Raw genomic sequence first — 23477 nt, forward strand, 5'->3', positions numbered from 1 at the left:
AACAGGTGGGCCCGGGCGGCCACCCGGTCGTCGTCGTACTGCACGTCGTAGAAGCCGTCCTCGTCGGCCTCCCAGACCTCGATCTTCGCCCCGCCGATCGGCGTGCCGACGATGTCGCGGACGGTTCCCTCGACCCAGCAGGGCTCGCCGGCGGCTCCGAAGGACATGTCCTCGCCCGCCTCGATCCTGGGAGACCCCTCGACGAAGAAGGGACCGAAGACGGTGGCCTCGGTGGCGTCACCGTAGGCCTCGTTGTTGATGGCGATGGTCTGCATGGACGCGCCCAGCGTGTCGGAGAGCAGGATGAACTCCTGGCGCTTGTCGTCGGTGAGGTGGCCGACGGCGGTGAGGAACTCGATGCCCTTGCTCCATTCCTCCTCCGTGAGGCGGACCTCGCGCAGGAAGGCGTGCAGGTGCTTGACGATCGCCTGCATCAGTTCCTTCAGCCGGGGGTTGTCGCAGGCGTCGAAGGAGCGTTGCACCCGTGCGATCAGGTCTTCCTCGCGGGCCGCCTGCTCCGGAGACACGTCGTGGAGGGTCATGCGGGCTCACTTCCTTCCCAGGCCGCGCGCAGCAGCGCGGTGAGGTTCTCCTCGGTGACGGGGGTGGGGTTGTCGGCGGGGATCGCGGCGAGGAGGGATGCCACCGCACGGGCGATGCCGTCCTCGGGCATGCCGTAGTCGCGCAGGGCGCGCGGGGCGTGGAGCGTGGCGCGCAGGGCGGCGAGTCCCGCGACCGCCGTGGGGGCGCCGAAGGCCTCGGCGATGCGCCGCTCGGCCTCCGGCACGGACGGCGCGTTGAAGGCCAGGACGTACGGGAGGACCACCGCGTGGGTCTGGGCGTGCGGCAGGTTGAACATGCCGCCCAGCACATGGCAGACCTTGTGGTGCATGCCCGAGCCGGCCGAGGCGAAGGCGACCGCGGCCAAGTAGGCACCGTAGAGGGTCTGTTCGCGTCCTTCCAGCCCGGTCGGGTCGGCGGCCACGGCGGGCAGGCCCCGGGCCAGACCGCGGATGCCCTCCCCCGCCAGCGCCCGGTCGATCGGGTCGGCGCGGGGAGCCCACATGGAGTCGACGCAGTGGGCGAGGGCGTTGAGGCCGCTGGCCACGGACAGTTTCACCGGCAGGCTCAGCAGCAGTGAGGCGTCGTAGACGATCGAGCGTGGCAGGACGCGTGCGTCGACGCCGGTCGTCTTCACCGCCCCCTCGGTCAGGCCCCAGACGTTGGTCGCCTCCGAGCCGGCGTACGTGGTGGGGACGGCCACGATTGGCAGGCCGGTGGTCAGCGCGACCGCCTTGGCGAGGCCGGTCGTCGAGCCGCCGCCGACGCACACCAGCGCGTCCACGCGGCCCTGCGTGGCGGCCTTGCGGGCGCGTTCGGCCACGTCGACCGGGACGTGCATGACGACCTCGTCGTGCCGGACCGCGACCGGCAGGTCCGTGCCGACGCGGTCGGCGAGGGCGGGGGTGGCGATCAGCATCACCTTCGACGCCTGCAGCGCGGACACCTCGGTGGCCACGGCGGCGGGCGCGTCGCCGGGGGCGAAGACGACCCGCTGCGGCAGGGTCTCGTGGAGGAAGCGCACGGTCACGCCTTTCCGAGGAGCCGGGCGAGGGCGCCGCGCAGGGCCGCCTCGGGGTCGTCGGCGAGGCTCATGGCGCGCCAGGCGACGTGCTTGTCGGGGCGTACCAGGATCGCGCCGGACTCCTCGACCTCGCGCAGCTTGGCCCAGTCGTAGTAGAGGTCGGTGACTTCGCGGCCGGGGCCGATGACCACTGTCTCCAGCGGGATGCCGAGGTCTTGTGCGACCTTCTCGGCGGCGCCTGCCCACTCCTCGCCGGCGATGCCGGTGATCAGGGTCCAGCGGGTGTACGGCGCCAGGTCCATCAGGGCGAGCTTGGTGACGCTGTCGCCGACCCAGGCGTGCGGGAGGTGCGCGCCGGGGCTGGTGGACATGACGTAGTAGAGGTCCTCGTCCCTGCTCGGGGCGGGGCGGGTGCCGTCGGAGACGACCGCGGCGGACTCGTAGAACTGGCCGAGCTCGACGCCGTGCGCGTTGAACTCGTAGTTCTTGGTCTCCATCGCCGCCACCAGCGCGGCCCGTTTGGCGGCGCCCTCGGGGGTGTTGGCCTTGCGCTCCTCGATGAGGGCCCGCATCTCGTCCTCGTCCCTGGCGTCGAGGACGCCGAGGGCCTGGAAGATGTCGGCGAACTCGCGGCTGGACTTGTTGGCGCGGGTGACGATCCGCTTGGCGACGGGCGCACGCTCCGCCGAGTACGTCTCCAGCAGCGACGGGTCGGCCTGCCCGCGCAGGACGGCGGCGAGCTTCCAGGCAAGGTTGTAGGAGTCCTGGACGCTGGTGTTGGAGCCCAGGCCGTTGCTCGGCGGGTGGCGGTGAACGGCGTCACCGGCGCAGAAGACGCGGCCCTTCTGGAGGTGGGTCGCGTACATCTCGTTGTTGCCCCAGAGGCTGGTGCCGGTGATCTCCACCTCCAGGTCCGGGATGCCGAGCAGCTGGCGCACGATGCGGATCGCCTCGGTCTCGTCGACGACGGGGGGCTCGGAGTCGATGTCGTAGCCCCACACGATGAGCCACTCGTTCCAGGGGCGGACCATCCGAACCAGTCCGGCGCCGATCCCGCCGACGTTGGCGCCCGGCTGGATCACCCAGTACAGGACCGAGGGCCGGTGGCCGACGTAGGAGGCGATGTCGGCCTTGAAGGTGATGTTCATCGAGCCGGCGATGTCCATCGCTCCCTCGTACGGCAGGCCGATGTCCTCGGCGACCCTGGAGCGGGCGCCGTCGGCGCCGATGAGGTACTTGGCGCGGATGTCGTACTCGTGGCCGGTGAGCCGGTCGCGGACGCGGACCGTGACGCCGGTGTCGTCCTGGGTGTGGGAGAGGTACTCGGTGGAGAAGCGGGTCTGTGTGCCGCGGACGGTGGCGTTCTTGATGAGGATCGGTTCGAGATGGGTCTGCGGGATGTCCACCGTGAGGCAGGGGGAGGCCAGCTGGTAGTCGGCCTCGCGGTCGGGGCGGGTGCCCCAGGTGTGGATGCGGCCGATCTCCTCGCCCGCGATGGAGGTGCAGAAGACGGTGTCCCCGACGAGATCGTGCGGGGTGGCGTCGGCCAGTACCTGGTCCTCGATGCCCATGTCGCGGAAGATCTCCATCGCCCGCTGGTTGGTGATGTGCGCGCGGGGGGTGTTCGCGGTCCACCGGTACTTGGTGATCACGATGTTGTCGATTCCCAGGGTTGACAGGAACAAGGCCGCCGAGGCACCGGCCGGGCCGGAGCCGACGACCAGGACATCGGTCTCCACCTGCGACGATGCCGGGAGTTCGGTCTCGCGCTGACCGTCGTTGAAGTCGGGCATGGGGCCGCTCACCTTCTGCTCGCGGGGTTCTGCTCGCGGGGCTCTGAAGGCAGCGTGCGCCCCGTCCCGGTCGGCCACTACGGGATGGCGCGGCGGACGGCCGAAATCCGTATGCCGCGGGTCGTCAGCGCCGCTTCGCGGCCGTACGGCGCAACTCGCCGGCGGTGACGCCGAAGCGGGCGTGAAAGGTCTGCGAGAAGTGGGCGACCGAACTGAAACCGCAGGTGGTCGCCACGGTCGCCGTGCGGGCCTCACCGGCACCGGGGCCGGTCAGCAGGCCGTGGGCGCGTTCGAGACGCCGTCCGAGCACGTAGCGCGGAAAGGTCGTGCCGGCGTCCGCGAAGACGCGGGTGAGCTGACGGACGCTGATGCCGATCGCGTCGGCGACCCCGGGGGCCGACAAACGGGGATCGTGCAGATGGTCCTCGACGTGGGCGCAGGCCAGCGCGCGGTGGACGACGGAAGGCCGGGTGGCGCCGTCGCCCACGAGTGCGGACGCGAGATCGACGATCGTCTGCTCGTCGGGCCGGGTGGGGGTCTCCACGCCGACGGCGCGTCCGACGAGGCGGGTGATCGCGCGACCGTACGGGTTGCCCTCGTCGCGCCGGACGATGAGCGGTTCCCCGGCTCGCGTGCCGTCCGGCAGCGCGCCGCGGTCCACGCGCACCGCCAGCTCGTCCAGCCCCTGGCCGAACCCGCGGACGAAACTGCCGTCCGCGTCGCAGACCAGCACGTCCCCGGGACGGATGATCTGCCGCCGGCCCGCCTGCTGGAACAGCGCCTCCCCGCGCAGGGAGACGTAGATCGCGACGGAGCCGGTGGGCCGCCGCTCGATGAGGTCGGCGGGGCGTTCGACGAGGTGTGCCGTGGCACGCACCCGGGCGAGATGGACGCGGCCGAGGTCGAGGTTGTCCTCGCGCGCCCGGAAGTCCTCGCCGCCGTGGGTGCGGCACTTGAGGGCGATCAGGGCGTCGGCGTTGTGCTGCTCCCAGGCCCGCAGCCGCTCCGCAGACGGGACCTGGCTCGTCGAGAAGGCGCGCGCCGGGCGGGGCGCCGCTGCGGCTGGGGGCGCGGAATGCATGGTTCTGAGAGTAAGACCGTTATCCCAGATTCCGGCACTCTCGGCTGAAGAAGGCGCTGAACCGCCCCGCGACCGGCTTCGGGCACTCAGGAGTCCCGGAGGGCCTGCGGAGTGAGCGTGGCCATCGTGCGATCGAGCAGCAGCGAGGCGGGCACCGCGGCCTCGCATGCCACCCAGGCGAGGGCCGCGTCGAGGCAGGCGAGCGCGGACCCGAACAGGGCGTCCGGCCGGAGGTCCGTGCGGGTGTCCGCGTCGGCGCTCTGCCGGCGGGCGATCTCCGGCAGGAGCGTCCCGTGCCAGCTGAGCTGCTTCTCCCAGTAACGGGCGCGCAGTGACGGCGCCTGCCTGATCATCCGCAGGTGGTGCAACGCTTGCTGCGGCGCCTCGTCCCACGTCTTGGTGGTGACGCGGAAGGTGTGCCGGAGCGCTTGCCAGCGTGTCTCGTTCTCGGGCCGGGAGGCGAGCACGGCAAGGCTCTCATGGCCTCGGTCCTTCAGCGGACGCATCGGAAAACGCGCCGCGCGGCACCGAACTCCGCTCGCCGTGCACGATCATGGTGTGGGTTCCGGTCGATGTGTGACAGGCTGGACCCTCCACTGTCCCAGCCCAGGAGGTCATCATGACTGGCGAGTCTTCGTCGGCCGAAGGTCCGCAGCCGGCCGACGCCGAGTCCTCCCCTCTCACACCCGACGAGGAGGGCACTTACGACCTCAAGCGCAAGTTCCGTGAGGCTCTTGCCCGCAAGCGGAGCGAGTCGGTGGACGGTGCCGCCCACGCGGACACCTCGAAGATCCGCGGCGCACACGGCCCGGCCGCGAGCCAGCGGTCGTTCCGGCGTAAGAGCGGCGGCTGATCCTCGCCCACCCTGACGGGTCTTCGACCAGCCCGAGGCCCGTGAAGCAGCGACGGCCGGCGCCTGCGCACCGATGACTTTCCCGCGCCACGCCGGTCTCTACGCCGGACACCCACGTACGGAAGGCTGGGCCATGCGGAAACTGATCTACGGCATGAACCTGACCCTGGACGGCTACATCGCCGCGGTCGGCGACGACATCGGCTGGAGCGGACCGCCGAGCGACGAGCTGTTCCAGTGGTGGCTCGATCAGGAGCAGGCGAGTGGCCTGTCGCTGTACGGGCGCAAGCTGTGGGAGACGATGAGCTCCTACTGGCCGACCGGCGACCAGCAGCCCGACGCCACCCCGGCGGAGACCGCGTTCGCGCGGAACTGGCGGGACACGCCGAAGGTGGTGTTCTCCTCGACGATCGACAAGGTCGACTGGAACACCCGCCTGGTCACCGGCGACGCGATCGCTGAGATCACCCGGCTCAAGGCCGAGGACGGCGGCCCCATGCACATCGGCGGCGCGACGCTCGCCGGAGCGGCCATGCGTGCCGGGCTGATCGACGAGTACGCGATCGCCACCCATCCGGTTCTGGTGGGCGGCGGCACGCCGTTCTTCACCGCGCTGGACAGCTGGGTGAACCTGAACCTCGTGGAGACGCGGACGTTTCCCGGTGGCGTGGTGCTGACCAGGTACGAGACGAGGCGCTGAGCGGCAGCCTCCCCGGCGCGACGCACTTGACGGCCCGGTGGCCGACCTCAGGCCGGCTTGCGCCACACGGAGACGTGCTTCGCCGAGTCCTGGGTGAACGGCGCCCCGTCCCAGTCCGCGACGCGGCGTTCCAGCTCAAGTCCGGCGATCCGAGCCATCAGGTCGAGCTCGGCCGGCCAGGCGTACCGGTGCCGGGAGCTGCCGCGGCGGTAGCGGCCGTCGTCGCCGTCGCGGGTGAAGTGGTGCGAGACGAGAACCTGCTCGACCAGGTCGAAGGTGTCGAAGCCGAGATGTCGCTCGGAGACGTCGAACGGCACCGCGACCTGGCCGGGCGGCAGCAACCGCAGCGGCGGCACGCCCAGCTCGATGACGAATCGGCCGCCGGGTGACAGGTGGCGTGCGGCGTTGCGGAAGCACTCGACCTGCTCGTCCTGCGTGAGCAGGTTCGAGATGGTGTTGTAGACGAGATAGACCAGGGTGAACTCGCCGGGCACGACGGTGGTGGCCATGTCCCCGATGGTCACCGGCAACATGTCCTCATCGATCTTGCGGCGCAGGACCGCTGCCATGTGTTCGGACAGTTCGACGCCCGCCACCGGAACGCCGCGTTCTCGGAGGGGGACGCCCACTCGTCCGGTTCCGATGGCGAACTCCAGTGCCCGGCCGTCTCCGGCGAGCTCTGCGAGGAAGTCGAGAGTCGGTCCGAGGACGGCGGGCGAGGACATCTCGCTCTCCTCGGCGTCGTAGCGGTCGGCGGTCGCACGGGTCCACAGCTCACTGCTCGTCACGGGCGGCCACTCTGCCGGGCGCCGGGGGGCACTGTCGACGCATTTACCTCGGCCGGAGCGGGTCAGTGGGCTGGGCGGAGTGACAGGTACGAGCGCAGCACCCGCTCCCCGTATTGCGTGCTTGCTACGCGCTGCTGGGACCGTCGAGGAAACCAAGCAGTACGGCGGCCTCCGCGCGCAGTCGCGCGGCCTGGTCGGCGTGCGCGGGCGCGGTCAGCTGTGCCGCGGCCGCCAGACGCTCGGTGGCCTCGGCGCGTACGACATCCGCCACCCTGCGCTCGCTCAGCTCGCGCCGCGCAGCTTCGGTGGCACCGGCACCGACCGGCGACTGTTCAAGGGCCATGCCGCGCCCCTCGGCGTCGTTGACGGGCACCGCCTCAGCGTTGTCCAGCGCGGCAAGTGTGGTGCGCAGGGCGCTCACCGCGGCCTTGTCACGGGCGCGCATGGCTTCCGGCAGTGCTTGACGCAGACGAAGACGCAGGGACATGCGGGTGACCCTACAGCGGCGCCGCCGAACTTGTGCGCTGTGTTCCTATGACCGCCAGCAGGTCGAGTTTGTCGGCGCTGTCCGTGCCGAGCGCGGGGGTGAACCACAGCAGCCGTTGCCGGCCGTCCTCGCTGAAGAGGTTGAGGCAGTTGACCTCCAGGGTGCCGAGTTGGGGGTGGTTGATGCGCTTGCGGTCGTTGCGGCGGACTCTGACCTCGTGCTGGGACCACAGGGCGGCGAATTCGGGTGAGGAGGCGTTCAGGTCGGCGATCAGGGTGTGGGCCTGGGAGTCCTTCGCGTCTCGGCGTGCCGCGGCGGCGCGCAGATCGGCGACGAACGAGCGGGACTGGGTGTCGTGGTCGGCCTCGGGATAGAGGCGGCGCGCGTCGGGGTCGGTGAACCAGCGGTAGACGAAGCTGGCGTTCTTGCCGCGGAAGCCCGACTGGTCGCCGAGCAGGGCGACGGCGAGGGGGTTCTGCACGAGTGTGACGTGCAGGTCGGTGATGACCTGTGCCGGGGTCGAGGTCAGCCGGGTGAGCAGGTCCATCATCCCGGGATGCACGTGTGACTGCGGGCCGCCGTGCGCGGGCAGGGGGCGGTCGGCGAGGCGGTAGAGGTAGTCGCGCTCGTCCCTTGTCAGGCGCAGCGCGCGGGCCAGGGCGGCGAGCATCTGCTCCGAGGGCTGCGATCCCGCGCCCCGCTCGATCTCGTTGTAGTAGTCGACGGAGGCGCCCGCGAGCTGCGCCACCTCGTCACGGCGCAGCCCCGGCACACGGCGGCGGGGGCCGGCGACGAGGCCGACGTCCTCGGGACGGATGCGCTCGCGCCGCGAGCGCAGGAATGCGCCGAGTTCGGTGTACTTCGGGTAAGCCACACACCCAGTCTGCGCGATGCCGGCCGTCCGGTGCGCCGCTGACGCAGGGGATGACATCCCCTGGTACGCGCTGCCGGAGGGTCGCATCGTGGCAGTCATGAACTCCACCGACACTGTTGCAGCGCCCCGTCGAGTCGCCCTCGTCACCGGTGGCTCGCGCGGCATCGGGCGGGCCGTCGCCGAGCGCCTGGCCCGCGAGGGCCTGAGCGTGGCCGTGAACTACGCGAGCGACTCCGCCTCCGCCCAGGAGACGGTGAAGGCGATCACCGCGGCCGGCGGTCAGGCGATCGCCTTGCAGGCCGACGTCGCCGACGAACACGCCGTCGCCTCCGTCTTCGATCAGGTGGAAGCCGAGTTCGGGGGCATCGACGTCGTGGTGAACAGCGCCGGGCGGGCGGCCCTGGCCCCGATCGCCGACCTCGACCTGAGCGTCCTCGACGCCCTGCACCGCACCAACATCCGCGGCACGTTCGTCGTGGCCCAGCAGGCCGCCCGCCGGCTGCGCCCGGGTGGTTCCTTCGTGGCCTTCTCGACTTCCGTGGTGGCCACCCAGTTCCCCGCGTACGGCGCCTACGCCGCCAGCAAGGGCGCCGTCGAGGCGATCACCCTGATCCTCGCGCGCGAACTGCGCGGCCGGAACGTCACCGTCAACACCGTCGCTCCCGGTCCCACGGCAACCGACCTGTTCCTGGACGGCAAGACGGACGAGCAGATCGAGGCGCTGGCGAAGACCCCACCGCTGGAGCGCTTGGGGACGCCGGACGACATCGCCCACGTGGTCGCCTTCCTCACCAGCGACGCAGGGCACTGGGTCAACGGCCAGATACTGCGGGCCAACGGAGGCATGGCCTGACGGCACGCTCCCCGACCCATCACCATCACCTGAGAGGAAAGATCTCATGCCCTTCGCCAACCTCAAGGTTCCCGCGGACACCCTCACGGCCGAGTCCAAGAAGAAGTTGCAGGACGCCGTCACCGACGCGTTCGTCGACGTCTACGGAGAACGCGCCCGCGCCAACACCCTCGTCGTGCTCGAAGAGATCGCCGACGGCGGCTGGAGCCTGGGCGGAAGGATCCTCAACGCCGAGATTCTCGGGCGCAGTTGAGCGAAGCGGGGAGGTGCTCGTCAGGAGCGGACCGGTCGGTCACCTCCCCGGCACGCGCGTCGAGGGCGCACAGTCGGTCGATCTCCGCGAGCACGTGGTCCACGTGCGGACGCACCCGCGCCCGCAACGCATCCCTCCAGTTCTCCTCAAAGTAGGGGCAGTCGAGATAGAGCTGCCTGGCGTGTTCGAGGACGGGACGGAGTTCCGGTGGGAGCCGGGCGAGGGCCCAGTCGGCTGCGGCGTCCTTCGACCTGATCTGACCGGTGGCGAGCGTGGTCCAGATGCGGGCGAAGGTCAGCAGGACGTTGCGGGTGTCGCTGTCCAGGTCGTTGAGCAGGCCGGGGATGCCCGCCACGCTCGCCCGGACCAGGTCGGCCTGGGGAACCGGGTCGAGGACCTCCGCGGGGCGCGGCCCGGTGAGGGGGTGGTCGCCGGACAGCGTCATGCTGATCAGCAGTGCCAGATCGGGCATCGGCTCCGGCCGGGGGACCATCCCGGCCTCGTACTCGGCGCGCAGCCACTCGCCGTAGAGGAAGTCGCCGGTCGGCGGGTACCGCCACGGGCGGACCTCGGACTGGACGACCACGGTGAGTTCGACCGGGCGTGCCTGGTTGGAGGGGCCGGAGATCTGGAGCAGTCCATCGAGGAGCGTGCGTCGATCCTGATCGTGCATGCGCCGTCTGGAGACGACCAGCACGTCCACGTCGCTGGCCGGCCTGAGTCCACCGAGTACGCAGGAGCCGTGGAGATAGGTGCCGATGACGTCGGGGCCCAGCACACCGTCGACCAGCCCCGGAATCTCCTGAACCTGATTCACCGCATCAGCCTCTCCTGAGGCTTCGGCCGGCCGCACCGCATTATCCGGAGAGGCGGGGCGTGGGAGAACCGCGAGGTTGGCCGTCTCGTCCCGACGCCGTGGCGCGGCACCGGGGTCGGGATGCGCTGGCGGCGGGGCCATGTGTGACCACGTCACCGCGCACCCCGGCTGGTGCCCGGCTGCGCCACGGCCGGTGGAGCGGCTGGTCAGGGGGTCGGGTGCGGATGGAACTCCATCGTCAGGGTGTCGGGTTTGACGGTGATGACGGCCTGGGGCCGCGGGGGAGGGGAGGTCAGCGTGAACCGGGGCCAGGTCTGGAGGAGGGTCGCGAGGATGATCTGGAGCTCGACCCAGGCGAAGTTCTCTCCGATGCACTTGCGGCGGCCGTCGCCGAAGGCGAGGAAGGACCCTCGGGTGCCCGCGGCGCGGTCCGCCTCCCAGCGGTCGGGGTCGAAGGTGTCGGGGTCGGGGAAGTGGGAGGGGTCGTGCTGGTGCAGATAGGGGCTCCATACGACGTCGGCGCCTTCGGGGATGAGGTGTCCGCCGAGGACGATGTCGCGGGCGGTGGTCCGGGTCACCATCCAGGACACCCCGTATTTCCTGAGGGCCTCCTGCAGAACCCTTCGGGCGTAGGGGAGTTGGTCGATGTCGTCGTAGCGCAGCGGGCGGTCCTCGCACACTGCGGCCAGTTCCTCGCGGAGGCGTCGTTCGACGGTGGGGTGGGTGGCGATCTCGTACAGCGCCCAGGCGAGGGTGGTGCCGGTGGTCTCGATCGCGCCGGCCAGGAGGGTGATGGCCTCGTCCTGGAGTTGCCGGCGGCCGAGTTGGTCTTCGGCCTCGAGCAGGGTCTCGAACAGGCCGCTGTGCTGTCGGCGTGCCTGGGACGCGTGCGGGCATGCCTGGGCGTCGGAGGCGGTGTCGGAGGCAGCGTCCGATGGGGTGTTGCCGGCTGCCGTGGCGTCCAGGTGGTGGTCGATGGCCTGGTCGATGAGGGTGCGCAGGCGGGCGACGCGGTCGGCGTGTGCGCGGTTGGCGGGCAGCGGCAGCCGCGTGAGCCAGGGCGGAAGCAGGACCTGCCGAATCGTTCCTCTCATGATTTCGGGCATGAGGGCGGTGAACTCGCCCTCCAGGTGGGCGGGCAGGTTGGCGCCGAAGACGGCGACGAGGAATGTGGCGAGGGTGATGTCGTTCATGCTGGCGAACACGTCGCGGGGCTCGGCGGCGGGCCAGGCACCGACCATGGCCCGCACCTGGTCGATCATGGCGTTGCCGCGCTCGGCGATGTGCGCCTTGCTGAACATGGGCTGCATCAGACGGCGGTGGCGCAGGTGAGTGTCGCCGTCGGCGACGGTCGCCACGCCGTCACCGAGGAAGACTCGCAGGGCCTCGTAGTACTGGCCGCCCTTGGGGAAGTGGGCGGCGTCGGTCACCAGGACACGGCGGGCCAGGGCGGGGTCGGTGACGACGTAGGCGGGTGTGGGGCCGATGCGTATGCGCACCACACTGCCGTGGTCGCGCAGTGAGGTGATGAACGGCAGGGGGTCGCGGACGAGGCGGAGACCGTGTCCGATCAGGGGCAGTGCGCCGGGGGCTGTGGGGGTGGGAAGGGGAGCCGTGGTGGGGGCGCTCATCAGGCGCTCACTCCTTGTGAGGGTGGGGTCACTCGCCCGGATGGATGCCCATGGCAGCTTCACTCGATGCACTCGGGTGACGATCTCTGCGTCACATACCGGCCTTTGCCGGGTCGCCAGACGGGTCCGCGATCTGTGACCGCAACCCTCCGGCCGGAGGGTGCTCGGCTGCGGCACGGGCCCCCTCCGGCCCCGTGCCGCAGCCGAGCGCCGCGTCAGACGGCGGGCTGGGCGGCCTCCGTGGTCGTGGTGGCCTGCGCGTGTGGTGCCGCGGCCCGGCCGGGCAGGGTGAGTACGGCCAGGAAGCCGGCGACCGCCACCGCGGCGAAGAAGTAGAAGCCCCAGGGGTGGCCGATGCCGGCCGCCACGAGAGCGCCGGTGATCGACGGGCCGACGATGGAGCCGATGCGGCCGATGCCGGAGGCCGAGCCGAGGGCGGTGCCGCGCACGGTGGCCGGGTAGAAGTTGGTCACGTAGGCGTAGACCAGCACCTGGGCCGAGAAGACGAACACGCCGGTGAGGAAGACGACGGTGTCCAGCAGCAGGTCGCTGTGCATCTTGATGCTGAGGCAGGCCAGCATGGCCACCGAGACGGCGAACCAGCCGAGCGTGGTGAGCTTGATGCCGCGCCGGTCGGCGACGAAGCCGCCCAGCACCAGACCGGCGACACCGCCGACGTTGAGGATCAGCAGCTGCGTGACGGCCGTGGGCACGGGGTAGCCGGCGTCGTTCATGAGTTTGGGCAGCCAGGTGTTGAGGCCGTAGACCAGGAGCAGGCCCATGAAGGAGGCGACCCAGATGCCGATGCCGGCGCGGAGGTAGGCCGGCTTGAGGAGTTCGGTGAACGGAACGCGCTGGGCCGCGGGTGCCTTCTTGGCGCGCACGAACGCCTCCGACTCCGGCAGGCGGAACCACTGGACGGCCGCGATGACGAGTCCGGCGACGCCGAGGACGTAGAAGAGGACCTGCCAGTTGTCGGTGACTTTCAGCGCCAGCAGTGACGTGATCACGGCACCGGTGTGGTAGCCGGTCATGGTCAGCGTGCTGGCCCGCGCCCGCCGTGCGGCGGGCATGTGCTCGGCCATCATCGTCAGTGACGCCGGCATGCAGGCCCCGAGACCGATACCGGCCACGAGCCTGAGTGCGGCGAACATTCCGACGGACGTGGCCAGGGGCACCAGGAGGGTGAGGACGGAGAACTCCACCACCGAGCCGATGAGCAGCAGGCGCCGTCCGAACCGGTCGGCGAGCGGGCCGACCAGGATGGCGCCGATGGCGACGCCGACGAGGGACAGCGTGGCGACGGTGGTGGCGTCCGCGGCCGTCATGCCCAGGTGGTGGGTCTTGAGCAGCGTGGGGATGATGGCGCCGAGGACGACGAGGTCGTACCCCTCCAGCATGACGGTGATCCAGCACAGGACCACGGTCCAGACGTTGAGGTCCTGGGTGCTTGTCTGCGAGGCGGCGCCGGTGGTGTTCGGCGGGGTGATGGGTGTCATGGTGTGCGTTCCCTCTGCAGCGGCTACGGGGGACGGAGTGGGGACGGGGACCGCGAGCGCGGATCAGAACGGGTAGTCGGCGATGTCCGGGCGGACGGTGACCCACTGGGTCTCGGTGAAGGCCTCGACGTTGGCGGCGGCTCCGCCGAACCGGGAGCCGGTGCCGGAGGCCTTGACGCCGCCGAAGGGGGCGTTGGGCTCGTCGCTGACGGTCTGCTCGTTGATGTGGACCTTGCCGGAGTCGATCCGGTCGGCGAGCCTCATCGCCGTGCCGACGTCGCCGAGGATGCCGACGGACAGGCCGTACTCGCAGTCGTTGACGATCCGCGCGGCCTCGTCGAGGCTGGAGAAGCCGATCACGGGTGCGACGGGGCCGAAGATCTCCTCGCGCCATGCCGGCATCTCGGTGGTGAGGCCGGTCAGGACGGTGGCGGGGTATCCGGCGCCGACGATCTCGCCGCCCGCGGCCAGCGTCGCGCCCGCCGCGACGCTGTCGGTGACGATGCCGTGGATCCGCTCCAGCTGCCGCCGGTCGATGATCGGGCCGAGCGCCACGTCCTCGCGGGCGGGGTCGCCGACGGGCAGCGCGCGTGCCTTGGCGGCCAGCGCGGCGCTGTAGGCGTCGAGCAGCGACTCGTGCACGATGTGGCGGCCGGTCGTCATGCAGATCTGTCCCTGGTGCAGATACGACCCGAACGCGCCGGCGGAGGCCGCCTTCTGCACGTCCGCGCCGGGCAGCACCACCAGGGCGTTGTTGCCGCCCAGTTCGAGGTGGGCGCGCTTAAGCAGCCGGCCGGCCTGCTCGCCGATCGCGCGGCCGACCGGAGTGGAGCCGGTGAAGGAGATGACGCGCACCTCGGGTGCCTCGACGACGGCCTGGCCGACCGAGCCGTCGCCCGGCAGCAGGTGCAGCAGTCCGGAGGGCAGCCCGGCCTCCTCGAAGACGCGGGCGGTGACCACGCCGCCGCCGACCGCGGTCCGCGGATCGGGCTTGAGCAGCACCGCGTTGCCCAGTGCCAGCGCGGGCGCCACCGAGCGCAGGCCGAGAAGGAGCGGGAAGTTGAAGGGGGCGATCACGCTGACGACGCCGGCGGGGCGGCGCCGGGCGAAGGACCAGCGGGCCTCCTCGGACGTCAGCACCTCTCCTTGAGGGTGCGTGGGCAGTGCCGCGCACTCGAAGCACTCGCCGATCGCCAGCTGCACCTCGAACGCCGCCTTGGACCGCACCGAGCCCGCCTCGCGGACCAGCCAGTCCTCGATCTCGGCGGCGTACTCGGTGAACAGCTCGCCCGCGCGGCGCAGTACGGCCGCCCGGTGCTGCGGAGGCGTGGCCGCCCAGGTGCGCTGCGCCTGGGCGGCCCGGGCGGCGGCGCGGCGCACGTCCTCGGGCGTGGCCAGGCCCACGGTGCCCAGCTGCGCGCCGGTCGCCGGTTCGGTGACCGGGTGTTCGCGGGTGGCGTCCTGCCAGCCGTCGCTGAGGAACTTCTTGCTCCAGACGGCGCTGTCCAGGAGTGTCATCGGTCTTCCTTCCGTCACCCGAGGGTGATGCGTTCTGCGGGGAGGAGTCGTGCGGTCGAGGGGTGGAGCAGCCGTGTGCTGCCGTGGTGTCGGGGGGCGCGGTGGGGCCGTGGTCAGGACGGCGTGGTGAGCACCGTGTCGACCTGGACCAGGCGGGGCCCGTCCGGCTGCCGGGACAGCACCGCCCGCAGTTCGTCCACGCTCTCGACGTGCTGGGCGGACACCCCGTAGCCCTCGGCGATGCGGGTGAAGTCCAGGCCGGGGATGTCCATGCCGGGCGCGTCCGGCACGCCCAGCAGGCCGCTGAACCAGCGCAGCGCGCCGTAGGTTCCGTTGCGCAGCAGCACCACGGTCAGCGGGAGGCGTTGCCGGGCGGCCGTCCACAGGGCGGTGATGCCGTAGTTCGCGGAGCCGTCGCCGATCACGCCGACGACCGGCCGGTCGGGGTGGGCCATGGCGACCCCGACGGCGCCGGGCAGACCGAAGCCGAGTCCGCCCGCTGCCGGGAAGTAGTAGGAGCCGGGCCGGCGCAGGTCCATCTGGCGCCACCACGAGGAGTTCGTCGAGGTCGACTCCACCACGTACGCCGTGTCGCCGGGGAGTTCGTCCCTGAGGGAGGCGAAGACCTCCTCCGGGTGCAGCCGCGGCCCCTGGCCGGTGGCCGGTGCCGGGACGGGCCGGTACGCGCCCGTGGACTCCCGCGGCGCGTCGAGCGCCTTGCACAGCAGGTCGATGACCGAGGCGGGGTCGGCGACCAGCGCCTCGCCCATCGGCGCGCGGGCGGCGGCGGAGGCGTCCTCCGTGACCTGGATCAGCCGGGTGCCCTCGGGCAGGTACCGGCCGGGCAGGTACTCGTGGTAGCGGAAGACCGGAGCCCCGAGGACCAGTACGAGGTCATGGCCCTCGAAGGCCCGCGAGACGGGTTCGATCCCGGCCGGCAGCACCCCCTGGAACTGCGGGTGGCGGTTGGGGAAGGGCAGCCGGAACTGCGACGGTGCCGCCCACACCGGACCGCCGAGCCGCTCGGCCAGCCGCACCGCGTCGTCGAAGAGCCCGGCGGAGTCGATGTCCCCGCCCAGCACGAGTGCGGGCCTGCGTGCGGCGGTGACCGCCTCGGCCAGCCGGCGCCCCTGTTCCGATGCGGGCACACCGGCGCGCTGCACCTGCCGGTCCAGCACGGCCGACGCGTTCTCGCCCGCGTCGGCCGCCCAGTCGTCGTAGGGGACGGAGAGGTAGGTCGGCCGGCGCTGGAGCCGTGCCTCGAACACGGCCTGGGCGAGGGCCCGGGGCACGTCCTGGGCGCAGGCCGGCTCCGCGGCCCAGCCGACGAGCGGCTTCATCAGCGCGGGGGCGTCGACGTTGGCGAGGTTGGCCTCCGGTCCGATGGCCGGCCGTACCTGCTGGCCGGCCACGACGACCAGCGGCGTGCGGGAGGCGACGGCGTTGGTGAGCGCGCCCATCGCGTTGCCGGAGCCGGAGGCGGCGTGCAGGTTGACGAGCACCGGACGGCCCGTGGCCTGCGCGTAGCCGTCGGCCATGCCCACCACGGCGCCCTCGTGCAGCCCCAGGACGTAGCGGAAGCCCTCCGGCAGGTCGGCGAGGAAGGGCAGCTCGTTGGAGCCGGGGTTGCCGAAGACGGTGGTCAGCTCATGGCGCTGCAGGAACTCATGGCAGACACGACGCACGGATGGCACAGACGTTCCTTTCGCTGCGACGTCGCAGTGACGCGGGCCACGCTAGGCAGCGCCCGACCTGCGCACCAATAAATGTTGGCGCGCCACGATATAGAGGCCATCGATATGCTGTCGGTTGTGAGCAGCTTCGATCTCAATCTCGCCCGGGTCTTCGTGCTGCTCTACGAGACGGGCAGTGTCACGGCGACGGCCGAAACGCTGCACGTCACCCAGCCCACGGTGAGCCACAGCCTGGCCAAACTGCGCCGGCACTTCGACGACGAGCTCTTCCGGCGCACCGGCCGTGGCCTGACCCCGACGGCCGGCGCCCAGCGCCTCTACGAGCCGTTGCAGCGGGCGCTGGCCGGCATGGACGCGGTGATCCGGCAGGAGGACGACTTCGATCCGGCGACCATGTCCGGCCGCTTCACGGTCGCCCTCTCCGACCTGGGCGAGGCCACCCTGCTGCCCCGGCTGGTGGCGGCGGCCCGCGAGCGGGCTCCCGATGTGTCCTTCACCGTCCGCCCGCTGGACGTGGACGCCGCCGAGAGCCAGTTGCGCCGCGGTGAACTGGACGCCTTCGTCGCCACCCCGGTCCTCACCTCCCACCGCACCGTCCGTATCCCGCTCTTCCACGAGCGCTACGTTGGTATGGTCGCCGCCGACCACCCCCGCATCCGCGGCGCGTCCGTCACGTTGGCGGACCTCGCGGCCGAACACCACGCCACGGTGTACGGCCCTCACGGCCACGTCGTGCCCCGGTCGATCCTTGCCACCCACGGCCTGCTGGAGCGGGTCGCGGTGGACGCCACGCGCTTTTCGATGCTGCCCTACCTGCTGGAACACACCGACCTCATCGCGATCGTCCCCGAGTACGTCGGCGAGGTGTTCACCGCCTCCCACCGCCTTCGCCTGGTGAGGCTCCCGTTCGAGACGGAGCAGATCGAGGTGGCGCTCTATGCCCGGCACGAGGCCTCCCGCAGTCCGTCCCAGCGATGGCTGGTCCAGTTCATGGCGGAGGTCCTGGGGGAGTTGGTCAGCCCGGCCCAACTGCCGCCCAGCGCCGGCTGACTTCCTTCTGGCGGTGGTGGAATGCCCGGTAACGAGGAGCGAATACCTGCCGGTCAGCAGGCCGTAATTGCGGGCGGTGTGTGGTTTCTCCGCGCCCACGGGAAATCAAACGATCGGCTTGAGGAGTGCTCAGCGGAAAGTTCACGCCAATTGCATGGACCACCCGACGTGAACGCACCTCGGTGCGGGGACCCCGCCAAAGGGGTTGTTGCCTGCTGTCGACGGCTCGAAATCACGCTGTGTGACCCCGCGTTGAGAGCGCTTCCAACGCAGAGTGAACAATTACGGCGATCACCGGCTCAAACATGGCCGGACCCAATCTCTTGCAGGGCTCCCGCCCTTCGGATATGCGAGCCGGAAGCCACCTTGACTCGGGTCTGAAGGCTGCCGTTGACTGCTGGGACGGCCCGGTCGGCGATGTCCGTAATTCGGAGGCGAAACGCCTGCGATCCGCCGAATCAGGAGGCATGACGTGAAAGCCGAACCGCACGACCGCCGCACCCTCGTGAGGGGCCGCACCGCGACGTCGTTGCTGTTCCTGCTGTTCGGCACCGCGCTGGGCACATGGACCAGCCGCATCCCCGCGGTGAAGGCCCACATCGACCTCAGCGACGGCCTGCTGAGCCTGGCGCTGCTGGCGTTCGCGGTGGGAGCGATCGTCGGCATGCTGCTCCTGGGCCGGCTCGCGGACCGCTTCGGCAGCACCCTGGTGATGGTGCCGACCGCCCTGCTGGAGGGCGTCCTGCTGGTCCCGCCCGCCTACGTGGGCTCGCTCGCCGGGCTGGTCGCCGCCCTGTTCCTGTTCGGCCTGACCCACGGCACCCTGAACATCGCCATGAACGCCAACGCCGTGCAGGTACAGGAAGCCTACGGGCGGCCGATCATGTCGTCCTTCCACGCCGTGTACAGCATCGGCGGCTTCCTCGGCGCCGCGGCCGGTGGCTTCCTCGCCCGTCAGGGCGTGGGCCCCGGCGCCACCTTCGTCACCGTGGGCCTGGTCGTGCTGGTGCTCGCCGGGTGGGCCGCGCTGTGGGCACTGCCCGAGACCCGGCCGGAGCGGCCCGACCCCGTCGGCGCCGGTCACACGAAGGAGCGCGCCAAGGGCTCCGTCGTCTCCCTCGACCTGGTCTTCCTCGGCGTGCTCGCCATGTGCGCGCTGGTCGGAGAGGGCACAGCGGCCGACTGGAGCGCGGTGTACATGCACGAGAGCCTCGGCAGCTCGGCCGGCACCGCGGCCGTCGCGTTCGCCGCGTTCTCGGTGGCGATGACGGCGGGCCGCCTGCTCGGCGACCGGCTGGTGGCCCGGTTCGGCCCCGTCCGGCTGGTGCGCGCGAGCGGCGTGCTGGCGTCCGTGGGCATGCTCGCGGCCCTGCTGATCGGGCACCCGGTCGCCGGGATCGCCGGCTTCGCCTGCCTGGGCGCGGGCATGGCCTGCATCGCCCCGCAGGTGTACTCGGCGGCCGGCCGGCGCGACCCGGCGCGGGCCGGTGCGGCACTGTCGCTGGTGGTCAGCCTCGGCTACACCGGCTTCCTGGTCGGGCCCATCGTGGTCGGCTCGGTGAGCACGATGACCGGTCTGCCCACGGCCCTGGGGGTGCCCGCGCTGCTGGTGCTGTGCGTGGCCCTCGGTGCCTCCGCGCTGCGCCCGCGCGAGGACCGTACGCCGGACGACGCCTCCGCGTCCCTTGCCCCACCGCCGTCCGGTGACCGCCCCGGAGCCCCTTCCACCTCCCGCCCCGGCACGGGCGACTGAACGGCCGCCTTCCTCCGGCGTCACCAGGAGCGACGTGCCCGTCCGCCCGCGCCCCCGCGCACACGACCGAACAGGGAAGACCCTTGCGCATCATCGAATGCCACGTGGAGTTCAGCGGCTTCGACGACCACCTCGTCAAGGCCGGCACATCCGTCTACCTGTGGAACCTCGTCCGGCAGTTCCGCGACGCGGGACACCGGACGGGGGCGTTGACCGCCGCCCACGGTCTGCTGCCGGTCATCGCGAAGCAGCACGAGGTCACCGACCTCGGCTGGGAGGCCCGTGAACGGATACCGGTCCCGCTCGACCCCCTCGAATGGCCCAGGTTCCCGCCCACGGTCACCCTCGACGTCACCGCCCGGGCCCACCGTCTCACCGTGGACGGCGTCGACATCGTCCTGCTCGGCGGCGGGGTGCTGGACGCCTTCCCCGACAGCTTCCACCCGCCGCGCGAACTCGCGGGCCGCAGCCTGGACTTCCTCAAGCCCCTGGTGTTCCAGGTCATGGCCGCGCGCTACCTGCGCGAGCAGGTCCCCGAGGGCACGGTGATCCACCTGCACGAGCCGATCCACCACTACCTGCTGCCCGGACTGCTCGCCGGGCACGGCTTCCACGTGGTCTCCACCGTGCAGACCAACCTGGCCGTCAACACCAAGGTGTACGGGCCCCAGGTGCGGGCCGTGCTGGAGCACATGGGCGCGGACCCCTCGGTCGCCCATGGGCTGGCGGACCCTCCGCTGGACTCGCGGATGGAGCGGGCCATGCGGGGCTTCCTGCCGCGCACTCTGCTCCACCGGGAGTACCCGGAGCGCGAAGGACACGACTACATCACCATGCTGGGCCTGGTGGCGCGGTCGGTGGCCGCCATGGACTTCCTGTCCGAGGGGCAGCTGGAGCACGCCCTGACCCAGGCGGAGACGCCCTTCGAGGAACTGTTCCAGCGGCTCACCGTCCGCCGCGAACTGCGCGCCCGGGAGGATCTGCTCGTGGTCGGCGGATGCGCGATCGGTGACGAATGGCTGGACGTGCGCCGGGACGACGAGGTCCGCGAACGGACGCTGACCGGGCTCGACTTGGATCCGGCGCTGCCCACGCTGTTCCACAACGCCCGCTACTCGGTGCAGCACAAGGGCCAGCGGGAACTGTTCCGGGGCATCCGAGCGCTGCTCGACGAAGGCCGGCGCTGCAACGTGCTGCTGCACTGCCTGGCGCCGCAGCCGCCGGACGACGAGGACCTCGCCGCCCTCGCCCGGGACCACGGCGACCTGGTACGCGTCGACACCGGCCCGATGAGCAACGCCGCCATCAAGGACTGGGCGGTCTCCAGCGACTTCTGCGTGTTCCCCTCCAAGTTCGAGATGGACACCTTCCTGATGGCGATGGGCGAGGCGATGGCCGCCGGAGCGGTTCCGGTGGCCACCGCCCAGCGCGGCATGCGGCACTTCGGGCACGCCGTCGACCTCGACGCGCCGGGCGCCACCGGACTGGCCCTGCCGCGTTCGTTCCGGGTGGACGACCCTCTGCTGACCGAGGCGGTCCGGGCCGGCCTGGAGCGGATGCTGCGGGTGTGGCACGAGGAGCCCGACCGGATGGCGACGCTGCGCGCCCGCTCGGTGGCGGTGGCGCGCGGTTTCACCTGGCAGGCGGTGGCGCGGCGGTTCCTGGCCGTGTTCGAGGCCTGCCGGGCCGGTACCCGTCCCGCCGACGCGGTGCCCTCGGTGCGCGACGCGCTGCGGACCGGGACCGGCCGTGCGAAACCGTTCGAGGCGGGCGACGGCCGGGCCGTCCGGGAGGACGACGGGGTACGGGTGCGCTGGACCGGGCGGGACGCGCTGCGCGTGGAGATCGTGCCGCCCCGGCCGGACCCCGACGTGATCGAGCTGGACCGGGAGGGTGACACCTTCACCGGGCGCGTCCCGATGCCCGAGGACGCCGTCCTGGTCGTCCTGGTGACCGGCGCGGACGGGCGCACGGCGTGGTCGGAACTGCCGGTGACGTGACGCCCGCCGAGGGGTGTGCCCGCCGGGCGCGGCCCTCAGCCGAGGGTGACGGTGGCGCCGACCTTCTCCAGGATGGACTCGCCGGCCACCACGGCGCTCATGCCCCGCCCGCCGCCGATCGGGGCGGCCAGGGGCACCACCTCGGTGTCGGGGTCGGTCTCGAAGAAGCAGACCAGTGAGACGAGTTCCTCGTCCGGGGCGCTCTCGCTGGGCGCGAGGACACGGTGCCGCAGCGAGCGCCAGCGGCCGTCCGTCCACAGGTTCATCAGATCCCCGAGGTTGACCACCAGGGTCCCGGCCTCGAACGGCGGCTTGAACCAGCCCTCCGCCTCGTTCCAGACCTCCAGGCCGCCGACGCCCTGCTGGCGGTCGAGCAGGCTCAGGGTGCCGAAGTCCGTGTGCGGCCCGACCCGCATCTGGCCCTCCCGGACGCCGCCGACGGCCCGCAAGGAGGGATACCAGTTGACGTTCTGGGTCCAGGTGGCGCGCTGTGACCTGCCGGTGAAGAAGTCCTCGGGAAGCTCCAGGACCCTGGCGAGGACCTCCAGCACCTCGAGCGCGACCCGGGTCATGTGCCCGGTGTACTCCAGCGCGGTCGCCCGCAGCGCGGGCTGCTCCTCGGGCCACTTGTTGGGCGGGTAGTAGGCGGCGTCGAAGGCGGCGTCGCCGGTGCGGTGGTCGGGGCCCACGTGGTACGCCTCGTGCAGGTCGTGGGTGCCGGCCATGCCGTCCACCGCGCCCACGTCGAGCGCGCCCAGGCCCCGCCAGCCGTTGTCGTAGGGGCGGGCGACGGCGTAGCGCCGTTTGGTCTCGGCGGGCAGCGCGAAGAAGGCGCGGCCCTCGGTGCGCATCCGGGCGGTCAGCTCCGGCGGCACACCGTGGCCGCGCAGCAGGAACAGGCCGGTCGTGCGCAGGGACGCGTCCAGCTCGCCCGCGATCGCCCTTCGCCGGCCGGCGTCGGCCGTGCGCCACTCGGTCAGGTCCAGAACGGGGATGTCACGAGACATGGGTGTCTGCCCTTCGTTCGTGCGGGTTGCCGGTCGGGGTCGCCTGCTCGAACCGGTGGACGTCACCGATGAGTGCCGCGGAAGGCCCCCAGCTCAGCGCCGGTATATGGGCGTTGACCAGTTCGCCGTCCGCGCGCAGCACCGCGGAGGACGGGTGGTACATGTGCAGCAGCGGATCGTGGTAGTGGTCGAACGCGGAATGGATGTCCATGCGGTAGGCGAAGTCGTTGTCCTCGCCGCCCCAGCCCTCGAAGCGCTCGTCCATGCCGCCGATGCGGTGGAAGGCACTGCTGCGGACCCAGACGCAGCAGCCCGGCGGCCGGCGCAGCACGAAGGCGCGCAGAGTCTCGGGATCGACCTGGCCGGCTTGCTGCCCCAGCCGCTGGTCGATGGCCCTGCGGGTCGACGTCTCGTCCAGGCACCACATGTCCCGGTAGCTGAGGTGCCCCATCACCCCCGGACGCTGGAAGCGGGCGGTGTTGCGGGCGACGAAGTCCCGGTCGACGAGGGCGTCGGCGTCCAGGATGCACACGATGTCGGCGCGGCCCGGTGCGTTGACGACGCCGACGTTGACCGCCCAGGACTTGTTGAACGTGCCCGGTTTACAGGCGAATTGGTAGTGGTCGGTGTACGCCGACAGGGCCTCGCGCCACCGTGGCGTGTCGTCGGTCTCGACGACCACGACGTGGTACAGGTCGCGCGGCGCGGACTGGTCGCGCAGCGCCTGCAGGCAGGCCAGCAGGTTGCGCAGGCGCCGGCCGGGGCCGCGGTCGCGGAACGGGACCACCACCAGGACCTCGGGTCGGTCGTCGTCCCGCAGCCGGGGACCGGGCGGACGGGCGCGCAGGTCCTCGTGGGTAAGGAGGTCCGGGGCGGCCGCGGTGTAGGCGCGGCCCAGGTGGTATCCGAGGCGGGAGTTGGCCTCGGCCTGCCAGCCCCGTTCGAACAGGGCGGCAAGGGCGGGGGAAGTGCCCTGTTCCGCGGTTTTGACGAGCTGCCGGATCAGGGCGTGGTGCGGCGTCGGGTCGGCGGGCCGCTGCCGCAGGTCGGCGACGAGCCGGCCGACGGCCTCGTCCCCCGTCCGCCCGGCCGCCTCCACCACGGCCCGGCGGTGGTCCCGGCCGCGTTCCCAGTAGAAGATGCTCGCCTCCCGGGCCTGGGGATCGGCGTCCACGGCGAGCGTGGTGACGACGGCCGAGGCCAGGGTCTGGAGATCAGTGGGGATCAGCGTGTGCACGGTC

Annotated in this window: 22 protein-coding genes; 7 read left to right on the plus strand and 15 right to left on the minus strand. The window is 71.5% G+C overall.

Features of this window, described 5'->3' with window-relative positions; translation table 11 throughout:
* The 5 genes from ACYF6T_RS19655 to ACYF6T_RS19675 form a co-directional block, all read right to left on the minus strand.
* Positions 1 to 542: dioxygenase (locus ACYF6T_RS19655; protein WP_461698081.1), on the minus strand; the 542-nt coding region annotated here is incomplete at its 3' end.
* Complete coding sequence (locus ACYF6T_RS19660; RefSeq protein WP_461698082.1) at positions 539 to 1585, minus strand: maleylacetate reductase; 1047 nt, start codon at positions 1583 to 1585, stop codon at positions 539 to 541. The genes ACYF6T_RS19655 and ACYF6T_RS19660, both read right to left, overlap by 4 nt.
* 2 nt (positions 1586 to 1587) lie before the next feature.
* Positions 1588 to 3378: an FAD-dependent oxidoreductase gene (locus tag ACYF6T_RS19665; protein WP_461698083.1), complete on the minus strand. Its 1791-nt coding sequence runs from the start codon at positions 3376 to 3378 to the stop codon at positions 1588 to 1590.
* A gap of 124 nt (positions 3379 to 3502) precedes the next feature.
* Complete coding sequence (locus tag ACYF6T_RS19670) at positions 3503 to 4459, minus strand: helix-turn-helix domain-containing protein (RefSeq protein WP_461698084.1); 957 nt, start codon at positions 4457 to 4459, stop codon at positions 3503 to 3505.
* A gap of 86 nt (positions 4460 to 4545) precedes the next feature.
* Entirely contained in the window at positions 4546 to 4926 is a 381-nt protein-coding gene (locus ACYF6T_RS19675; protein WP_461698085.1) for an acyl-CoA-like ligand-binding transcription factor, read from the minus strand.
* A 152-nt stretch (positions 4927 to 5078) separates the two neighbouring features.
* Here ACYF6T_RS19675 and ACYF6T_RS19680 point away from each other — a divergent pair, with 152 nt between their 5' ends.
* Both ACYF6T_RS19680 and ACYF6T_RS19685 read left to right on the plus strand, forming a co-directional pair.
* Positions 5079 to 5312, plus strand: coding sequence for a DUF5302 domain-containing protein (locus tag ACYF6T_RS19680; RefSeq protein WP_461698086.1), 234 nt, complete (start codon positions 5079 to 5081; stop codon positions 5310 to 5312).
* 133 nt (positions 5313 to 5445) lie between these two features.
* On the plus strand, positions 5446 to 6012 hold the full coding sequence (locus tag ACYF6T_RS19685; RefSeq protein WP_461698087.1) for a dihydrofolate reductase family protein: 567 nt from the start codon (positions 5446 to 5448) through the stop codon (positions 6010 to 6012).
* Positions 6013 to 6059: 47 nt separating this feature from the next.
* Here the strand turns inward: ACYF6T_RS19685 and ACYF6T_RS19690 are convergent, their stop codons facing one another.
* The 3 genes from ACYF6T_RS19690 to ACYF6T_RS19700 form a co-directional block, all read right to left on the minus strand.
* Entirely contained in the window at positions 6060 to 6800 is a 741-nt protein-coding gene (locus tag ACYF6T_RS19690) for a class I SAM-dependent DNA methyltransferase (RefSeq protein ID WP_461698088.1), read from the minus strand.
* Positions 6801 to 6924: 124 nt separating this feature from the next.
* Positions 6925 to 7245, minus strand: coding sequence for a GatB/YqeY domain-containing protein (locus tag ACYF6T_RS19695; RefSeq protein ID WP_461698265.1), 321 nt, complete (start codon positions 7243 to 7245; stop codon positions 6925 to 6927).
* Between the two features lie 52 nt (positions 7246 to 7297).
* Positions 7298 to 8161, minus strand: coding sequence for a helix-turn-helix transcriptional regulator (locus ACYF6T_RS19700; RefSeq protein ID WP_461698089.1), 864 nt, complete (start codon positions 8159 to 8161; stop codon positions 7298 to 7300).
* A 97-nt stretch (positions 8162 to 8258) separates the two neighbouring features.
* Between ACYF6T_RS19700 and ACYF6T_RS19705 the strand changes: the two genes are divergently transcribed.
* Together ACYF6T_RS19705 and ACYF6T_RS19710 are read left to right on the plus strand one after the other, a co-directional pair.
* Positions 8259 to 9014 (plus strand): SDR family oxidoreductase, encoded by a 756-nt coding sequence (locus ACYF6T_RS19705; RefSeq protein ID WP_461698090.1) that lies wholly within the window; start codon positions 8259 to 8261, stop codon positions 9012 to 9014.
* Positions 9015 to 9060: 46 nt separating this feature from the next.
* Positions 9061 to 9267: a tautomerase family protein gene (locus ACYF6T_RS19710; RefSeq protein ID WP_461698091.1), complete on the plus strand. Its 207-nt coding sequence runs from the start codon at positions 9061 to 9063 to the stop codon at positions 9265 to 9267.
* Here ACYF6T_RS19710 and ACYF6T_RS19715 read toward each other — a convergent pair.
* From ACYF6T_RS19715 to mdlC, 5 genes are all read right to left on the minus strand, one after another.
* Positions 9239 to 10084: an aminoglycoside adenylyltransferase family protein gene (locus tag ACYF6T_RS19715; RefSeq protein WP_461698092.1), complete on the minus strand. Its 846-nt coding sequence runs from the start codon at positions 10082 to 10084 to the stop codon at positions 9239 to 9241. The genes ACYF6T_RS19710 and ACYF6T_RS19715 overlap by 29 nt on opposite strands.
* A gap of 206 nt (positions 10085 to 10290) precedes the next feature.
* The gene (locus ACYF6T_RS19720; RefSeq protein WP_461698093.1) at positions 10291 to 11715 is read right to left on the minus strand and encodes a cytochrome P450; all 1425 of its coding nucleotides are present in this window, start codon (positions 11713 to 11715) and stop codon (positions 10291 to 10293) included.
* A gap of 215 nt (positions 11716 to 11930) precedes the next feature.
* Complete coding sequence (locus tag ACYF6T_RS19725; RefSeq protein ID WP_461698094.1) at positions 11931 to 13214, minus strand: MFS transporter; 1284 nt, start codon at positions 13212 to 13214, stop codon at positions 11931 to 11933.
* A 63-nt stretch (positions 13215 to 13277) separates the two neighbouring features.
* Positions 13278 to 14732: a benzaldehyde dehydrogenase gene (locus tag ACYF6T_RS19730; RefSeq protein ID WP_461698095.1), complete on the minus strand. Its 1455-nt coding sequence runs from the start codon at positions 14730 to 14732 to the stop codon at positions 13278 to 13280.
* A gap of 113 nt (positions 14733 to 14845) precedes the next feature.
* The gene (gene mdlC / locus ACYF6T_RS19735) at positions 14846 to 16426 is read right to left on the minus strand and encodes a benzoylformate decarboxylase (protein WP_461698096.1); all 1581 of its coding nucleotides are present in this window, start codon (positions 16424 to 16426) and stop codon (positions 14846 to 14848) included.
* A 117-nt stretch (positions 16427 to 16543) separates the two neighbouring features.
* Here mdlC and ACYF6T_RS19740 point away from each other — a divergent pair, with 117 nt between their 5' ends.
* The 3 genes from ACYF6T_RS19740 to ACYF6T_RS19750 all read left to right on the plus strand — a co-directional run bounded on the left by ACYF6T_RS19740 (position 16544) and on the right by ACYF6T_RS19750 (position 21229).
* Positions 16544 to 17476, plus strand: coding sequence for a LysR family transcriptional regulator (locus ACYF6T_RS19740; protein ID WP_461698097.1), 933 nt, complete (start codon positions 16544 to 16546; stop codon positions 17474 to 17476).
* 472 nt (positions 17477 to 17948) lie between these two features.
* Entirely contained in the window at positions 17949 to 19229 is a 1281-nt protein-coding gene (locus ACYF6T_RS19745) for an MFS transporter (protein ID WP_461698098.1), read from the plus strand.
* 83 nt (positions 19230 to 19312) lie between these two features.
* On the plus strand, positions 19313 to 21229 hold the full coding sequence (locus ACYF6T_RS19750; protein WP_461698099.1) for a glycosyltransferase: 1917 nt from the start codon (positions 19313 to 19315) through the stop codon (positions 21227 to 21229).
* A 35-nt stretch (positions 21230 to 21264) separates the two neighbouring features.
* Here the strand turns inward: ACYF6T_RS19750 and ACYF6T_RS19755 are convergent, their stop codons facing one another.
* Both ACYF6T_RS19755 and ACYF6T_RS19760 read right to left on the minus strand, forming a co-directional pair.
* Positions 21265 to 22236, minus strand: a complete 972-nt coding sequence (locus ACYF6T_RS19755; protein ID WP_461698100.1) for an isopenicillin N synthase family dioxygenase — start codon at positions 22234 to 22236, stop codon at positions 21265 to 21267.
* Positions 22226 to 23473: a glycosyltransferase family 2 protein gene (locus ACYF6T_RS19760; RefSeq protein ID WP_461698101.1), complete on the minus strand. Its 1248-nt coding sequence runs from the start codon at positions 23471 to 23473 to the stop codon at positions 22226 to 22228. The genes ACYF6T_RS19755 and ACYF6T_RS19760 overlap by 11 nt, the downstream gene beginning before the upstream one ends.
* Positions 23474 to 23477 lie beyond the last annotated feature (4 nt).

The organism is Streptomyces sp. 7R007 (genome assembly GCF_054850255.1).

Excerpts from the sequence above, each read along its gene's own strand:
- ACYF6T_RS19665 (WP_461698083.1), bottom strand. The coding sequence starts at position 3,378 with ATGCCCGACTTCAACGACGGTCAGCGCGAGACCGAACTCCCGGCATCG.
- ACYF6T_RS19670 (WP_461698084.1), bottom strand. The coding sequence starts at position 4,459 with ATGCATTCCGCGCCCCCAGCCGCAGCGGCGCCCCGCCCGGCGCGCGCC.
- ACYF6T_RS19680 (WP_461698086.1), top strand. The coding sequence starts at position 5,079 with ATGACTGGCGAGTCTTCGTCGGCCGAAGGTCCGCAGCCGGCCGACGCC.
- ACYF6T_RS19685 (WP_461698087.1), top strand. The coding sequence starts at position 5,446 with ATGCGGAAACTGATCTACGGCATGAACCTGACCCTGGACGGCTACATC.
- ACYF6T_RS19695 (WP_461698265.1), bottom strand. The coding sequence starts at position 7,245 with ATGCGCGCCCGTGACAAGGCCGCGGTGAGCGCCCTGCGCACCACACTT.
- ACYF6T_RS19705 (WP_461698090.1), top strand. The coding sequence starts at position 8,259 with ATGAACTCCACCGACACTGTTGCAGCGCCCCGTCGAGTCGCCCTCGTC.
- ACYF6T_RS19710 (WP_461698091.1), top strand. The coding sequence starts at position 9,061 with ATGCCCTTCGCCAACCTCAAGGTTCCCGCGGACACCCTCACGGCCGAG.
- ACYF6T_RS19720 (WP_461698093.1), bottom strand. The coding sequence starts at position 11,715 with ATGAGCGCCCCCACCACGGCTCCCCTTCCCACCCCCACAGCCCCCGGC.
- ACYF6T_RS19725 (WP_461698094.1), bottom strand. The coding sequence starts at position 13,214 with ATGACACCCATCACCCCGCCGAACACCACCGGCGCCGCCTCGCAGACA.
- ACYF6T_RS19730 (WP_461698095.1), bottom strand. The coding sequence starts at position 14,732 with ATGACACTCCTGGACAGCGCCGTCTGGAGCAAGAAGTTCCTCAGCGAC.
- ACYF6T_RS19755 (WP_461698100.1), bottom strand. The coding sequence starts at position 22,236 with ATGTCTCGTGACATCCCCGTTCTGGACCTGACCGAGTGGCGCACGGCC.